Origin of the sequence: Paenibacillus sp. NPDC058898 (assembly GCF_049316025.1) — a bacterium.
In the GTDB taxonomy this organism is placed as follows: Bacteria; Bacillota; Bacilli; order Paenibacillales; family Paenibacillaceae; genus Paenibacillus_AQ.
In genome coordinates this window covers 365462-381727 of the sequence record NZ_JBMOSM010000003.1, presented here as the reverse complement: position 1 = coordinate 381727, position 16266 = coordinate 365462, and the positions used below count along the sequence as shown (strand labels likewise).

15 protein-coding genes are annotated in these 16266 nt (G+C 44.4%); 14 read left to right on the top strand and 1 reads right to left on the bottom strand.

All coding sequences use genetic code 11. The annotated features are described in order from the left end of the window. Nucleotides 1-108 precede the first annotated feature (108 nt). From ACOZB4_RS10120 to ACOZB4_RS10110, 3 genes are all read left to right on the top strand, one after another. The gene (locus ACOZB4_RS10120) at nt 109-312 is read left to right on the top strand and encodes a hypothetical protein (protein WP_098746774.1); all 204 of its coding nucleotides are present in this window, start codon (nt 109-111) and stop codon (nt 310-312) included. 148 nt (nt 313-460) lie between these two features. Further along, nucleotides 461-1057 (top strand): hypothetical protein, encoded by a 597-nt coding sequence (locus ACOZB4_RS10115; RefSeq protein WP_379404501.1) that lies wholly within the window; start codon nt 461-463, stop codon nt 1055-1057. 62 nt (nt 1058-1119) lie between these two features. Beyond that, nucleotides 1120-1605 carry a DUF4871 domain-containing protein gene (locus ACOZB4_RS10110; RefSeq protein ID WP_379404499.1) on the top strand — a complete coding sequence of 162 codons (486 nt, stop codon included), beginning with the start codon at nt 1120-1122 and terminating at the stop codon, nt 1603-1605. Nucleotides 1606-1762: 157 nt separating this feature from the next. Here the strand turns inward: ACOZB4_RS10110 and ACOZB4_RS10105 are convergent, their stop codons facing one another. Next, entirely contained in the window at nt 1763-2668 is a 906-nt protein-coding gene (locus tag ACOZB4_RS10105) for a rhodanese-related sulfurtransferase (protein WP_379404497.1), read from the bottom strand. A gap of 201 nt (nt 2669-2869) precedes the next feature. Between ACOZB4_RS10105 and ACOZB4_RS10100 the strand changes: the two genes are divergently transcribed. The 11 genes from ACOZB4_RS10100 (at nt 2870) to ACOZB4_RS10050 (ending at nt 16144) form a co-directional block, all read left to right on the top strand. After that, complete coding sequence (locus ACOZB4_RS10100; protein ID WP_379404849.1) at nt 2870-3508, top strand: SGNH/GDSL hydrolase family protein; 639 nt, start codon at nt 2870-2872, stop codon at nt 3506-3508. 281 nt (nt 3509-3789) lie between these two features. Beyond that, nucleotides 3790-4827, top strand: a complete 1038-nt coding sequence (locus ACOZB4_RS10095; protein ID WP_379404847.1) for an ABC transporter substrate-binding protein — start codon at nt 3790-3792, stop codon at nt 4825-4827. A gap of 58 nt (nt 4828-4885) precedes the next feature. Next, nucleotides 4886-5806: an ABC transporter permease gene (locus tag ACOZB4_RS10090; protein WP_379404495.1), complete on the top strand. Its 921-nt coding sequence runs from the start codon at nt 4886-4888 to the stop codon at nt 5804-5806. Next, nucleotides 5806-6600, top strand: a complete 795-nt coding sequence (locus tag ACOZB4_RS10085) for an ABC transporter ATP-binding protein (protein ID WP_076322082.1) — start codon at nt 5806-5808, stop codon at nt 6598-6600. Before ACOZB4_RS10090 ends, ACOZB4_RS10085 begins: the two co-directional genes overlap by 1 nt. A gap of 322 nt (nt 6601-6922) precedes the next feature. After that, complete coding sequence (locus ACOZB4_RS10080) at nt 6923-7606, top strand: response regulator transcription factor (protein WP_339293539.1); 684 nt, start codon at nt 6923-6925, stop codon at nt 7604-7606. Then, nucleotides 7607-8608, top strand: a complete 1002-nt coding sequence (locus tag ACOZB4_RS10075) for a sensor histidine kinase (RefSeq protein ID WP_379404492.1) — start codon at nt 7607-7609, stop codon at nt 8606-8608. Nucleotides 8609-8709: 101 nt separating this feature from the next. Continuing rightward, nucleotides 8710-9648, top strand: coding sequence for a VanZ family protein (locus ACOZB4_RS10070; RefSeq protein ID WP_379404490.1), 939 nt, complete (start codon nt 8710-8712; stop codon nt 9646-9648). A 24-nt stretch (nt 9649-9672) separates the two neighbouring features. Then, nucleotides 9673-10356 carry an ABC transporter ATP-binding protein gene (locus tag ACOZB4_RS10065; RefSeq protein WP_379404488.1) on the top strand — a complete coding sequence of 228 codons (684 nt, stop codon included), beginning with the start codon at nt 9673-9675 and terminating at the stop codon, nt 10354-10356. Next, nucleotides 10353-12944, top strand: a complete 2592-nt coding sequence (locus tag ACOZB4_RS10060) for an ABC transporter permease (RefSeq protein WP_379404486.1) — start codon at nt 10353-10355, stop codon at nt 12942-12944. Before ACOZB4_RS10065 ends, ACOZB4_RS10060 begins: the two co-directional genes overlap by 4 nt. 82 nt (nt 12945-13026) lie before the next feature. After that, nucleotides 13027-14460, top strand: coding sequence for a VanZ family protein (locus ACOZB4_RS10055; RefSeq protein WP_379404484.1), 1434 nt, complete (start codon nt 13027-13029; stop codon nt 14458-14460). Between the two features lie 298 nt (nt 14461-14758). Further along, nucleotides 14759-16144, top strand: a complete 1386-nt coding sequence (locus ACOZB4_RS10050; RefSeq protein ID WP_379404482.1) for a transcriptional regulator — start codon at nt 14759-14761, stop codon at nt 16142-16144. Nucleotides 16145-16266: the final 122 nt, after the last annotated feature.

Here is a 16266-nt window from a genome sequence, read left to right as displayed (position 1 = left end):
CTACGTTCTTAAAAACAGTTCTTTCTACTGCGTTCTTATCATTTGTTTCGTTTTCGGCACGACCTGCATTTGCCGACGGATCCTCAACCTGGTGTGAGGCCTGGGAATATGAAACAGCATGTAATTTCCCAAACAGGAAAACCTGTTCAGGATGCCAAAGCTCACAATCTTCCAAATGCCCGACTGGTTATAAAACAACATACGCATATTGGGGATCCACCGGATGCTGGTGTGTTGGTTATAGTTGGGGGGCAATTGCTTGCTGCGATTGCACTCCAAACAGTAATCCAGATGTATACACAGCAAATGTAAATGATTGTGGTTGTGCCGTAACAGTAAGATAGTAAAGGAAAAAAAGGAGATATAAAAAATGCATTTAGAGCTGGTTGAGATAATTTTATTAGCACTCCTAGCATCTGTAGCGGGTGTAACTAAAGTAAGTACCAACTGAGGATTAAATGTGACCCTGGAGGTCAGTCTCCTCGGTGAGGAGAATTACAAAACAAGAATAAAATGTTGGATAAATTATTTGACTGCATCTTCTTTATCAGGAGCTTTAGCAGGTTTCTTGTATACTTTATTGATTTTCGTAGTTTTCTCATGGCTGCCGTATACTTTAAAAATGGTATTCATGATAATAATTGTGGGACTGTATATGATGCATGACTATAAGATTATAAATTTAAAAGTCCCTCAAAGAAAATGGCAAATCCCCGCTACTTGGGTTAACGGATCCTCAGTAAGAAATATGTGGGTTTGGGGAAGTATTCTGGGTGCTGGTATTTTTACTTATTTACCCTATATGACTTTTTATTTATTATACATTTATGTTGGTCTTTTTAAGGATCCTACATTCGGCATGCTCTTTGGACTAGTTTATGGGTTTTCCCGGGCGGTACCTACTATACTTTTTTCTATAAACAGAACAGAGCTTGAAATGGAGAAAATCAAGAGCCTGTATAAGAAGAAGAATGGATTTTTCAAATTCGCTAATGGTATTTCTTCAATGCTATTTTTGATTTTCCTAATAGTCCATTTCATCCTTTCGGTGCAGTGAAAACTGTACCGATTATTGTTTATAGTACAATTAATCTTCTAATTCATGGAGGGAGAACCAACATGAGGGTGACTTTGTATCTTTGTTGCCTTATGATATTAATCTGTTCGGGGTGTGCACAACAAAAACTGCCCGCCTCTACACAACCTGAACATGAGGATTGGGAATTGAGTAAAAAGTTCGCTATAACAATTAAAGATAATAAGGGTAGCCCGATTACTCGTACCGTAATTGGGAAAGAAAACCGAGTTGTCTTTACCTACACTGAAAATGTATCGAATTTTGTTGTGAATAAGCCTAAAAAATATCTATGGTACTTTTGGGGTGAAGCGGATGAATTAAATGGCACAGTTAAATTTTCTGCAATAGAACAGCAAACTAAAGAAGAAATTGAATTGTTTGAAAGTAAATTGAGAACACAAAAATCTCCTGCAGGAAATGCAGTTTTGCCCTCTACATTGAATTTTCCTTCAGCGGGAATATGGAAAATCAATATTTATATTGAAGAGAAATTGTTTGATAACATAATAGTTAAAGTAACTAGTTAGAGAAACAATTCAAAACTTGATGGAACGATAGGGGCGAGTCGCTCCTATTGTTTGAATGCAGAGGAGATCGTATAGATCGTATGTATAAAAGGGCAAGGTGCGAGTGAATCGCACCTTGCCCTTTCCTTTAGTTATAACTATTTATGGCTGGGTTGGCTCAGGAAGCATTGTGGCTTGCAGCAACAATCTCTTCACACTCTGCAGAGCAGCAGCCATGATGAAGCTCCTCGCACTCTTCGCAGCATACATGCTGCAGGTGGCAAGCGTCATTATCGCAGTTGATATACCGGTCTTCCGGCTTTCCGCAATGGTGGCATTTACCAACGATGATATCTTCGTCCGTTTGATTGATCGGTACAGCAATACGCTCATCAAATACATAACATTTCCCGTCGAACAGACGGCCTTTTACTTCAGGGTCTTTACCGTAGGTGACAATGCCGCCCTCCAGTTGGGCAACGTCCTTAAAGCCTTCCTTAAGCATGAAGCCGGTCAGCTTCTCGCATCGAATGCCCCCTGTGCAGTAAGTCAGGATGGTTTTGTCCTTATGCTCGCTCAGGTTCTCGCGAATCCAATCCGGAAACTCACGGAAGGATTGAACCTCTGGACGTATCGCATTGCGGAAATGACCAATATCGTATTCGTAGTCATTCCGTCCGTCGATGACGATTACATCATCACGCTGCAAGTATTCATAGAATTCTTGAGGCGCTAAGCGGGTTCCGCTGATCTCGTTAGGGTCGAGCTCATCCTCCACCCGGAAGGTAACGAGTTCTTCGCGGTGACGGACAAACATCTTCTTGAATGCGTGCCCTTCGGATGGGTCAATCTTAAACACCATGTCCGCAAATAGCGGGTTGGCGTGCATATCCTGCATATATTGCTCAGTCTGTTCAATCGTACCGGATACCGTACCATTGATGCCTTCGGAGGCAACCAGGATACGTCCTTTGAGTCCAAGATCTTTGCAGTATTGCAGATGCTCGTCTTTGAACGCTTCAGGGTCCGGGATTTGAACAAATTTATAATAGAGAAGGATCTGATACTTCTGTTGCTCTGACATGATTTAATCACCTGTTCTTTTATATATTCAGCCATACGTGTACCTATAGAATTGTAGTGAATTCACTCCACATAGTCAACTTAAATGTATAGAAAGTTTGCCATGATATGTGAATTTAAGGGGTTTCACGATTGCAGGAAAGCGGTTATGATGAAGGGGTGAGCTTGAGAACACTTTCAATTATTGGAGGCGTTGAACAGCATGGTACATATCGAGCAAAATGCACTCGTATTGTTTCAAGGCGACAGTATTACCGATTGCGGGCGAAATTACGAGGAGTCGGACAGTTTGGGGCATGGATATGCGCTAATGGCTGCTGCCCGGCTTGGTATGGAGCTGCCTTTGAAAAGGCTGCGTTTTGTAAACCGCGGAATCAGCGGTAATCGGGTCGTCGATCTGCGGGGGCGCTGGGAGGAAGATTGCATTGACCTGGATCCGACATGGGTATCCATCCTGATCGGTATTAATGAGACCGGCAGGAAGTATAACCGTGGTGAAGCAACGTCCGTGGAAGCCTACTATGAGGGGTATCGTGAGCTGCTTATTCAAACCCGCGAGTTAACCGGCGCGAATTTTATTCTCATGGAGCCGTTCTTGCTGCCTGTTACGGAAGCGAAGAAGGAATGGCGGGAGGATCTGGATCCCAAAATTCAGGCCGTTCGCGAATTATCGCGAGAATTTGAGACGCTGTACGTTCCGCTCGACGGCATTTTTGCTGCAGCCAGCTCCAAGATTGAGATGAGTTATTGGGCATCTGACGGTGTTCATCCTTCCCCCGCAGGTCATGCGCTCATGGCAGAAGCGTGGCTAGCGACGATGCAGGGCCGGTCCATTTTGTAGACGCTCCAGATTTTTTCTACTATATAAATAATATTTCGTTTAGTTGACATCCCCGGAAGCGTGTAACGTCCGGGGATGTTCTTTATGTAAACCATTACATGCTTTATAAAATCTTGATTGACGAAAACAATTGGGTACATATAAAATGTTCATAATAGACCGTTGTTCAATAGGAACGACTTATTTTTTGACTTTAATGCTTTCGTCTATGAAAGCGGGGAAGCGTTGTCGCTTTATGTAGAAAATTATTGAAGCGGTTAACAAATGAGAGGGGAATCATGATGAAGAGAAAAATGTGGTTATCACTTACACTCTCCGCACTGCTGGTTACAGCGGTAGGATGCGGGGACAAGCCGGAAGGCGGCGGTGCGACTACGGGCAGTGGCGGAGATACGGAGAAGAAATCGTATAGCATTGCTATTTCGCAGATTGTGGAGCATCCATCCTTGGATGCAACGCGGGAAGGCATTTTGGCAGCTCTGAAGGACGCTGGAATCTCGGAGGATGACAAAACGCTGAAAATTGATTACAACAATGCGCAAGGCGATCCGGCGAACAATTTGTCGATCGGACAGAAGTTGAAGGATACGAAATCGGATCTGGTGATCGCAATTGCAACGGATTCGGCACAGGCTGTGGCACAGAATGTGAAGGAGAAGCCGGTCTTGTTCGCAGCGGTGACAGATCCGCTCGATGCGAAGCTGGTCAGCGATTTGAAGAAACCAGGAGGCAACATCACCGGGGCATCAGATACGAACCCGGAAGCAACTAAAGAGTTGATGAATTTTGTTAGTACTCATTTTCCAAATGTTAAGAGGATTGGTTTGGTCTTAGATGAAGGAGAAGCGAATGCAGTTGTTATGGCCAAGACGGCTGAAGAGGTGCTTTCGGAGCACGGAATCGAGCTTGTGAAAGCTGCCGTTACTAATACTTCGGAAGTGAAACAAGCAGCGGAATCGCTAGTCGGTAAAGTCGATGCCTTTTATATCACCCTAGATAATACTGTAGTAAGTGGAGTCGAGACAATTATTCAGACAGCACAAAAAAATAAAATACCTTTCTTCTCCAGTGACCGCGATACGGTGGAGAAGGGAGCTTTTGCAACGGTTGGATTTAAGTATTACGACCACGGATATCAAGTGGGGCAAATGGCAGTAGAGATCCTGAAGGACGGCAAAAATCCGGCGGACATGGAAATCACGAAGCCGGATAAGCTGGATCTGATCCTGAACACGAAGGTTGCGGCTGAATATGGAATTGAAGTGACCGACGCCATGAAACAGGAAGTCAAAGACCCGGACAACAACATCATTGAGTAACTGTAAGGCGCGGAGGTAACAGCCCGCGCCTTGCTTAATCCTAAAGGAGGTCAAAGACATGCTGGATTTCGTGATGAAGCTGGATGGTCCGATTGAATTGGGGCTGCTGTATGCGTTGATGGCGCTCGGTGTATATATCACGTTCCGAATATTGGATTTTCCGGATTTAACAGTGGATGGAAGTTTTACGACAGGCGCAGCGATTGCAGCGATTCTGATTACCAACGGTGTGAATCCATGGCTTGCTACGCTGGCTGCATTTGCCGGAGGTATGTTAGCTGGTATCTGTACAGGCTTACTGCACACCAAGGGTAAAATCAACGGTTTGCTCTCGGGTATTATTATGATGATTGCCCTGTATTCGATCAATATGAGAATTATGGGCAAGCCTAACATCTCACTAAGCAAGGAAAAAATAATCTTCGGATCCATTGATCCGATCTATATTATGTTGGTAATCGTAATTATCGGCAAGCTGCTGCTGGATGCATTCTTCCGCACGGATCTTGGTCTTGCGCTGCGCGCGACAGGCGATAACAAGCGGATGATCCGCAGCTTTGGTGCCAACACGGACACAACAACCATTCTGGGACTCAGCATCTCGAACGGGCTGGTGGCCTTATCCGGCGCAGTGGTTGCCCAGCAATCCAGTTTTGCGGACATCGGCTCCGGTATTGGAATGATTGTCATTGGTTTGGCATCCGTTATTATTGGCGAAGCCGTGCTTGGGACCGGTTCGGTATTCCGGACGACGCTGGCTGTAGTCTGCGGTTCGATTATTTATCGGATTGTTGTTGCCGCTGCCTATGAGATTCCATGGCTTGAAGCTTCAGATTTGAAATTGATCACCGCGATCATCGTCATTATCGCTCTCGTGGTTCCGACCATCAACCGGGCGATGAAGCAGCGTTCACAGGCACGGAGGCGCTCAACCGAACTGTTAGCTGCGCAAGGGAAGACCAAAGGAGGTGCGCTCTGATGCTGGAAATGAACCATGTGTCCAAGCTGTTTAATCCGGGAACGGTGGATGAGAAGATTGCCTTGATGGATGTTAATCTTCACTTGAATCCGGGGGATTTCGTAACGGTTATCGGAAGTAATGGTGCAGGCAAATCCACGCTGATGAATATCATTTCCGGGGTAATGAGACCGGATGCAGGCGAAGTGCGCATTGACGGCACTTCGATCGGCCATCTGCCGGAATTTCGTCGCAGTCGCTGGATCGGCCGGGTATTCCAGGATCCGATGGCGGGCACTGCGCCGCATATGACCATTGAAGAGAATCTCGCGATGGCATATCGTAGGGGCCAGTCCCGCAGGCTCAGCATAGGCGTTACAGCCTCCAAGCGGGCGGGCTTCCGCAAGCACTTAGAGCGGCTTGGCATTGGACTCGAGGATCGGCTCCGGGCCAAAGTCGGGATGCTGTCGGGAGGGGAGCGTCAAGCACTAAGCTTGCTGATGGCGACCTTTACGCAGCCGCAAATCCTGCTGCTGGATGAGCATACGGCAGCGCTCGATCCGGCGCGTGCGGAGCTGATCACCCGAATAACCGATGACATCGTGCGCGACATGAAGCTTACCACGCTCATGGTCACGCATAACATGGAGCAAGCCATCCGTTTAGGCAATCGCCTCATTATGATGGATAAGGGACGCATCATTCTGGATGTAGACCAAGAGCGCAAGAAATCCCTGACGGTGGCGCAGCTGCTCGGGGAATTTGAGCAGATTAGCGGCCATAAGTTGTCGGACGATCGTTTGGTTCTTGGGTAAGCATCTTGCGTTGAGATGGGAAACATGATAATGAATATAACGCTAAGCCTTCAATCTTGACAGGCTTAGCGTTTTTCTATACGCTAATTTCTTCCTGGCCAGTTAACTACTAAGGTCGCTTAATGATAGGACTGTTTTCAATTCCATCGCTTTTTGCATGGATTCCTGATAACGTGTTAATGTTGGGTGAGCCACATCTTTAATCCGGAAAAAGATCAAGAGTGTGCTTTAAAAATGCCTGACGACCGCTAGTCTTAAACTAGCGGACATTTGAATGTAGGAGGTTTATTCTTCCATGGTCGTTCGTAAAGAAGATCTACAGATGAAAATATTGTTAGTGGAAGATGATAAAACGATTGCGTCCGGGCTGGAGTATTCGCTGCAGCAAGATCGCTTTTCTACCGTTCTATGCCATGATGTCGTTTCTGCAAAAAAAGTGCTCGCTGAAGATATAGATCAATTCGCTTTATGCTTATTTGATTTATCGCTCCCGGATGGAAGCGGTTATGAATTATGCAAAATGGTGAAAGAGCAACGAGATATCCCGGTCATTTTCTTAACGGCGATCGACGATGAGGTCAATGTCGTGATGGGGCTTGACATGGGAGCGGATGATTATATTACAAAACCATTTCGTATTCGCGAGCTTCTCTCGCGGATCAAGTCCGTCTTGCGGAGATACCATAAGTCGTCTCAGACCCAAGGGATCATTAACATTGACCAGGTTCGTTTGAATACGCTGGAAGGAAAAGTGTATAAAAACGGCGCCGAAATTTCATTGACCGCTCTGGAGTATCGCTTATTGTTGATTTTTGGTAATCATATTGGACAAGTTCTGTCAAGAAATCAGCTTTTGGAGCAGATTTGGGACGTGGCAGGCGACTTCGTGAACGACAATACGCTAACGGTATACATCAAAAGACTAAGGGAAAAGCTGGAGGATGATCCGCAGCATCCCACGATGATCAAAACGGTACGCGGTTTAGGATATAAGGTCGGTGATTAGATGCTGCGAAATCGAGAGATTCAGATATTATTGTTGATCATGGGTTCCATCAGTTTAGTAGGGGGCGTTGCCGCTGCTTTCATTTCGTCTGTAGCTGGGGCGCTCGTTTTCATCATGTCTATATTACTTATTGGAAGCAGTCTGTTATTCACGAAATGGAGATACCGCGAACTTGAACAGCTGTCCGTCTATTTGCGTGAAATAAGCAGAGGCAATTATTCACTTGACGCTCGTGATAATCAAGAAGGCGAGCTTAGCATTTTAAAAAATGATATTTATAAAGTGACACTCATGCTATCGGAGCAGCGATCGCTTCTTCAGCGAGACAAAACGGGGCTGACGGATGCCATTTCCGATATCTCGCATCAGCTTAAAACGCCGCTTACCTCCATGACGGTGATGGCAGACTTGCTAAGCAAACCCGACCTGCCTCCAGCGAAAAGAACGGAGTTCACCCGCAATATCCGTATTCAGCTTGAACGAATCGATTGGCTTGTTTCTTCTTTGTTAAAGCTATCGAGAATCGAGGAAAAGACAATCCAGTTCAAAAAAGATCAAGTATTCGTTCATAAGCTTATACAAAAGGCATTAGAACCGATTTTGATTCCGATGGAAATCAAGGACCAAACGGTTTCCGTCAAGGGCGATGACAACGTCTCTTTTGTCGGTGATTTCAAATGGACGGCCGAAGCGATTATCAATATTTTGAAAAACGGAGTGGAGCATACGCCTGAAGGCGGTGTGATCGCCATCACATTTTCCGAGAACGCGTTATATACGGAAATCGTCATTGCTGATAACGGAAAAGGAATTCCAAAAGAAGATGTACCTTATATTTTTAAACGTTTTTATAAAGGGAAGAATGCGAGCGAGGGGAGCATCGGCATTGGTCTTGCGATGGCTTACAGCATTATTGCAAGTCAGAATGGAGTGATCGATGTGGCGAGCAGCAGCGACAAGGGCACGCAGTTTCGGATTAAATTTTATAAACACGTGATTTAGCGGCACTCCGTAAGTGACTGAATTGTCACCTCCATCGTCACTGAAAAGTCATTTTAGACAGATACAATGATATTCAACAGATGAACGATGGAGGTACGACCATGCATTTGAAACAACAACGTAAAAGTATTTTTGCTATCACGATATGCTACACCCTGTTTATTCTTTATTTTTTGTTTTTCGGTTTCGGCAGAGTGGGTAAGGTTGATCAAATCTCCGAGTACACCTTTATGTTTTTACCAGACAGTTTTTTCAGGGTGCCAAGTCTATCAGATCTTCTACATCCTACGCTTATGGATTTTGTGGGTTTCGGAAACATCGCCGCTTTCATTCCTTTTGGCATATTGATTCCGTTGTTATATCGGACTAGCTTTGTTCGCTTTATGATATTGTTCATCCTATCCATCCTCCTACTGGAGACGATTCAGGCGCTAACTTTCCTCGGCAGCTTCGACATGAACGACGTCATACAGAACTCAACGGGCGCAGCCATCGGATTCGGGGCGTACAAACTTGGCTTTCGTACAAAAAACGACTGGAGAAATATTGCTGCTGCGGGTATTTCCAGCATTGTCTTGATGCTCGGGGTGTGGGGGATCTTCGGGATGGTTGACCAAGCGTTCACCAAAGAGATGGGCCCCTTTGTGGCGATAAACGAATGGAAGGACAGTAACGGCAATCCATCAACGGGAACGAAACCGAACCGTCTTAAGATAGGCGGTCAAGATGTGGAACCCCAATATAATATGTACAGCATTGAAGGCAAAAACAAGGAAACGTACAGGTACACGTTAGGCAATAAGAAGGAGGTATACCTCTTTTTGAATTATGGAATTCCCGATCAGGAGGATTCCCGAGGCAGCATTAGGGTTACCGCCGATGGACATGAGTTCCTGACTGTATCTGTAGAAGCCGGACGCCATGAGCCGGATATGGGCTCCATTTATCTCCCTCAGGCCAATGAGCTTACGATAACCATTGAGGGAAATGTAACCCTGTGGGATGTTGGATATACAGAGATGGTATATATCTGGAATTGAGCATCAAGGGAAGGGGGTACGGCCATGGAAATTTTAAAAATAGATCATCTGTCTAAAATATACGGCAAGGGCGAATCGGCGGTAAAGGCGCTTGACGATGTTTCCTTTTCGGTTCGAAAAGGTGAATTTGTCGCCATCATCGGCCCGTCCGGATCGGGCAAATCCACGCTGCTGCATATGCTGGGCGGTGTAGATCGGCCGACGAGCGGCAAAGTCCTCGTAGAGGATACGGACATGTATAACTTGGACGAAACGCAGCTGGCCATCTTCAGGCGCAGACAAATCGGACTGATCTACCAGTTTTTCAATCTGATTCCCGTCCTGACGGTGGAAGAGAATATGACGCTCCCGCTCTTGCTTGATAACCAAAAGGTAGATAAGAAGCAGATGGATGGTCTCGTGAAGACTCTGAATCTGCAACATCGTTTAAACCATCTGCCCAATCAATTATCAGGCGGACAGCAGCAAAGGGTGTCGATCGGCAGAGCGCTCATTAGTAATCCTGCCATTATGCTGGCGGACGAGCCGACCGGGAATTTGGACAGCAAGAATAGCAGCGAAATCATCGACTTATTGCAAATGTTGAATAAAACCTATCACCAGACATTGATCGTGATCACGCATGACGAACGAATCGCTTTGCAAGCTGACAGGGTCATTTCGATTGAGGACGGAAGGATTGCCAAAGACGAGGTGATTCGCCCTTGAATATTGTCAATAAACTCACCGTCAGACATTTGAGGGAAAACAAGAGACGAACGCTTGTAACCATCCTGGGTGTCATTTTGTCAGTTGCAATGGTGACGGCTGTTGCAACGCTTGGTTTTTCATACCTGGATTTGATGAAAAGGCAAACCATCGCGGATGAAGGGGAATGGCATGTCTTATATCAAGATGTAAACAAGGAACAGCTTGCAGCGATAAAAAACGATGAAGCAACCAAGACCCTTGCGATCACAAACGATCTAGGCTATGCCCCATTAGAAGGGGGGCAAAATACAAATAAGCCGTATTTGTTCATCAAGGCGTACGATGCACAAGGTTTAGCGCAATTTCCGATTGAAGTGAGCAAGGGGCGTCTGCCGCAAACCGACAAGGAAGTTGTGATTTCTGAAGCCGCTGCGACAAACGCCAAGGTGAAATATGAAATCGGGGATCGTCTCACTCTGCGCGTCGGCGAACGATTCGAGGAAGGGAATGATCAACCGCTGGGCCAAACCGAATCGCTGCGCATCGTAGATAACAAAAAGAACGAAACGCTGCATAATACGATGACAAGGGATTACACGATCGTAGGCTTCATCAAACCTCCCGTATGGGAACCGGCGTGGGCCCCAGGGTATACGACCATTAGCTATGTCGATGAAAACATCATCGGGGCAAACGATCGAGTCAATGCGGCGGTAGTCTTGCAAAAAGTCAATCAGTCCTTGTTCGCACATGCAGAAAACCTGGCAGAGAACAACCAGATCGAAACGGTCCACTATCATCACGATTTGCTTCATTATTATGGCGTTTCCAAAAGCGAAGCCTCGTACAGCACGATGGTCTCCTTATCGGTGATCCTGATGGCGGTCATTATGATCGGCTCGGTTTCGCTTATCTATAATGCTTTTGCGATTTCCGTCTCGGAACGTTCCCGTCATTTAGGGATGCTTGCAAGCGTGGGGGCTACGAAAAGGCAGAAGAGAAATTCGGTGTTTTTTGAGGGTGTCCTTATTGGCTTGATCAGCATTCCCGTTGGGATCTTATGCGGTCTTGCCGGGATCGGCATAACTTTTCAGTTCATTAACGCTATCATTCAAGGGGCATTAGGAATTACTGAAAGGCTAACGGTAATCGTTACGCCGTTATCGCTTTTGATTGCCTGTGCTGTTTCCATGTTGACGATCTTCATTTCGACGTATTTCCCGGCCGTCAAAGCATCCCGGATTTCCGCCATTGATGCAATTCGTCAAACAACCGATGTGAAGCTTACGGGCAAAAGCGTGGAAACACCGAAATGGATTCGAAAGTTCTTCGGAATCGAAGCAGAGATTGGATTGAAGAACTTAAAAAGGAACAAGCGGAGATATCATGCCACCGTCTTTTCGCTTGTGATCAGCATCGTTTTGTTTCTAACGGTATCATTTTTTACCGGTAATCTGAAACAATCCTTGGCCATGTCGCAGGAAGGCGTCAACTATGATATTGAACTATCATACGGCAATGGAGCAAAAATAGACGATCGGTTGGTTCAGTCCATTGCATCCCTTTCGGATGTGTCGGAATACAGCTTGATTCATGAGTTGTACAGGAACGCTTGGATCGAAGAAGCGTCCATCGCCGATGAATTGCAGGAGGCGGTCAAGAAGGATAAGAGTATGCTGAAGGACGGAAAATATCCTTACGATATTAAAATCAATGCATTAAACGATTCGAACCTGCAAGCCTATGCCAAAGCAGTCGGAGCAGATTTCGAGTTACTGACGGATCCGAAGCATCCCGCCGCCATCGTGATCGATACCATCGATTATAAAGATATGGATACCGGAAGATACGTCCAAACGAAGGCTATTCATGCAAATGTCGGTCAAAGTCTCGATTTGGCAACGATCCATGAGGATACGGAAAAAGAGACGGATGTAAGTAAAGTGTACATTGCGGCGTTGACGGATCGATCTCCGATGGGGATGAACTTAGTCGGACCAGGCGGGTTAAATATCGTCGTCTCGGAACGAGTCCTAAATCAACTAACAGACGATAAGAGCGGGGAGTTCGTTCAAACCTATCTCTATCTGAAAAGTGCGGACCCGCTGAAAACGCAGCAGGAAATCGAAGAAATGAAAGAGCCTAATCTGTATGTGTACAATGTGTACCAATCCAGAAAACAGGAAGAACAGATGATACTATTGATGTCCGTCTTTTCTTATGGATTTATCGTCTTAATTTCGGCGATTTCCACTGCGAATATTTTTAATACGATCTCGACGGGGATTGCCCTTCGAAAACGTGAATTTGCGATGCTGAAATCCGTTGGCATGACGCCGCGCGGCTTTGCGAAAATGATGAACTATGAAAGCATATTTTATGGGATCAAGTCGTTGCTGTTCGGTCTGCCAATCAGCTTTGTCGTGATGTATTTGATCTATATGGTATTGGCGAACAAATTTAGCTACGGATTCGTCCTTCCCTGGATGAGTATTCTATCTGTCATGGCCGCCGTATTTGTCATTGTCGGTTCTGCCATGCTATATTCCAGCGCGAAAGTAAAAAAGGAAAACATTATCGACGCGTTAAAGCAGGAGAGTATATAAAAGTGACCGGCTCTGACTTGAAGCTGCAAGGAATGACGGTGTCAACCATCATTATAATAAAGTCATAAGGGGAGGCCTCGTCTTGGGGATCGATGCAATCTATACGAATCTACGTTTTTTAATGCTGCCGGTCATCGTAATTATCGGGATCGAATTCGTTCTAATCGGGTTATATTATTATCTTTATTATAGAAAACAACAATCAGAGGGAAAGCCACGGATTCACATGAAAAAGCTTTTTCTTGGCGCCTTGTTCATCGGATATGTTGTATTTGTGCTCGAGCTAACCATGTTCGGCCGCGGCAATTCTCATTTCTTGCAGATGAATCTCCATCCATTCAGCGATTATGTTGAAGCATGGAACAAATATTCCTTACGTGATCTTCAGAACGGCATATTTAATATCATCATGTTTATCCCGATGGGAATATTGCTGCCCTTCATCAGCCGAAAATTCAAAGCATTCAAGTGGCTTCTTCTTGTCGTTGTAAGTTCTACGCTCTTTATTGAAACCTATCAGACGCTTTCAGGCGCAGGACTGTTTGAGCTTGCTGATATCATAAACAACACGCTTGGTGGTATTTTTGGATACCAGTTATACAGACTGTCTGCTTCCATTGTTTATAACAAAAGAGTAAGAATGAAAAGCCTGCTCGGAAACCTGGCGATACCTCTATTGATGGGCTTGTTATTTGTCGGCATGAATATCGTCTACTACCAGCAGGAGTTCGGCAATCTGGCCATAAACTCATTTACTAAATGGAATATGACAGATGTTCATGTAACAACATCCCTTCAGCTAAGCTCGGCACCTGCGGTCGCCCCCGTATACAAGAAAATCACTCAGCGGGATGGAGTAGAAGCCTTGCTGCAGCAGAAATTAGGATTATCTGAGTTGAAGATTAAGGATTGGGATGGCGATCGAGAGGTTCTATTGGAAGATAAATCAGGAACACCATATACATTCTATCAATCCCAAGAGGGAAACTGGTCGTTAACCGAGAACAATGATACACCGGAGCGAACTTCATTCAATGACCAAGAACTGCTATCACAGAAGGCCAAAACCATAATGGCCGATCTTGGCCTACTTCCTCAAGACGCTGATTTTACAGTGTTGGAGGATGGAGACTTTCAATGGTCCTTCCCGGATAAAGCGGGGGTAAACGAAAATTACTGGACTGGAGAACTGTTACTCGGTCTTAAACAAGATGGCGGTATCTATTCAATAAATAATGGGCTCCAAGAGAATCAATTTATTAAGGAAGTGGATATTCTGTCTCCTGCAGAGGTTTATGAGCGTATCCAGAATGGTGATTTTCCGCAAATCAAAAGAAATGCAATATTAACGCAGGATCAACTCGTTATTAAAAAGGGTGACCAACTGGATATAACAGGAATTGAGCTTTCATTTATGTATGACACGAAAAACTTCTATCAGCCTGTATACAGAGTAGACGGTGTATTTAATGGGGATACGAATTGGTTCACATTAATTCAGGCAAGAAGGAGCTAGGAGAGGATATCGTAGGTAATCGGCCCTGACATGATTGAAGTCAGGGCCGTTATTATGTTGCCCAACTTTCAAAGCGCTTCCGAAACTTTCGGAGCGCTTTTTCTCATCGTAGTGATCAATATGACGATATATAATAGTAAAGAAAAGTGATTGGATTTGGCATTTTTAAATTGTATTGGATATTTTTTGTAAAATAATGACGTAAATAAGTATTGACCGCTGGAATATTAATCAATATGATTAATGTATAGAGAAATATACTAATATTTGGGTTCTGATCCTAAAGGGTGGTGTTAGCTTGGAAAGGACAGCCACGATTCGCGAACAAATGGAAGAGTTTCTACATAAGAACGAAATGACGATTAATCGGTTTGCTGAGATATCGGGGGTCAATAGCGGCACACTCAGCAACATTCTGAATGGCAACCGCCCGATTTCCATGCAGCAGTTGGACCGGATTACGTTAGGTATGGGTCTGGAAGAGGGTTACTTTTACGAGCTGTATATCGATGAATGCATATTTCATGCTACGCCGGATTGGCGTCGGCTGGGTCCGTATCTTCACCGATGCGCGGAACTGGGGAAGCTGGATTGTCTGGACAAGGCTGTCCGGATGACGATGGATAATATCTCTTATTCACCCGTACTCTTTGAAACGGCAGAGCTTTTTTTCAAAGAGGGAAAACATGAGGCCGCTGTGCTGCTCTACAAAAGCGTGGCTGAGAGTGAACGATTTCAGCATTCGGAGCGATTGGCCCTTTGTCAGTATCGGTTGTTTGTATTAGAACTAACGGATGATCAGGATGCAAATTTGCAGGCAGCCGTTTATTTTGAGCCATACGTGGATCGGTTGGATGAGATGTACCAGTTGGATGCGCTTGTAAAATTAATCAATGTGAATTTATTTCTTCAGCGCTGGGATAAAATGGATGAACTGGCTGGGAAAATGGGGAACAGAGCAATGATTCAATACAAGCAAAAGAGCTTCTCAAATCAATTAGAAAATCCTAGACAGCCGTTAGTGTTCTATATTCTTTATTCTTATCTTATCAAAGCAAAGGTTTGCAGCGAGCGCGGAGATTATGATAGTGCATTGAATTATGTATCATTGTATTCTGATCCTGAATTTGTATTTGAGCTAAGTGAAGAAGAGTTTAAAATAATTTCTCAGTTTAAAGAATGGGCTGTAGCGAACCGTTACTTATATCATCTAATGGCTGGGAAAGTTGAAGTCTTAGGTGATTATGTAGAATACGTTTCAAAAAGAGAAGATGAAATTTTCCCTGCTCTATGTGAAATTATGATTGCGGCAAATCGATATCAATTACATGTGGATCCTATTCTTGAACGGTTTAAGGATTATGTGGAATATAAAGATCAAAGTAATCCAATAGGTAAGATAAATAAGCAAGTTACTTTAGAGCGATATACTCGTCTGTTAGCAGAATTAGGAATATACTATTTAAATAAAAGTGAAATCGACAGAGGGTTACAATCCATATTGGAAAGTTTGTCGAATTCAATTACAATTAATAGTTATAAAGGCATGTTAAGATGTATGGGATTATTTGAGGAATATCGTCATATTTCATCATTTGAGGTAAAACAAGAATATAAAAAATTGGTTAGTGAGGTGTATAAATTAAATGAAAAGAAAATTGGTTTGTCTGTTAGTTATTTGTAGTATTATATGGACGACTACGAATCCAGTAATAACCTATGATGATAATAATCCTCGACCAATAACAATTCTTCGTCATGGGGAAGGTACAGATACATAATGTTAGAGTTAATAATATCTATCAT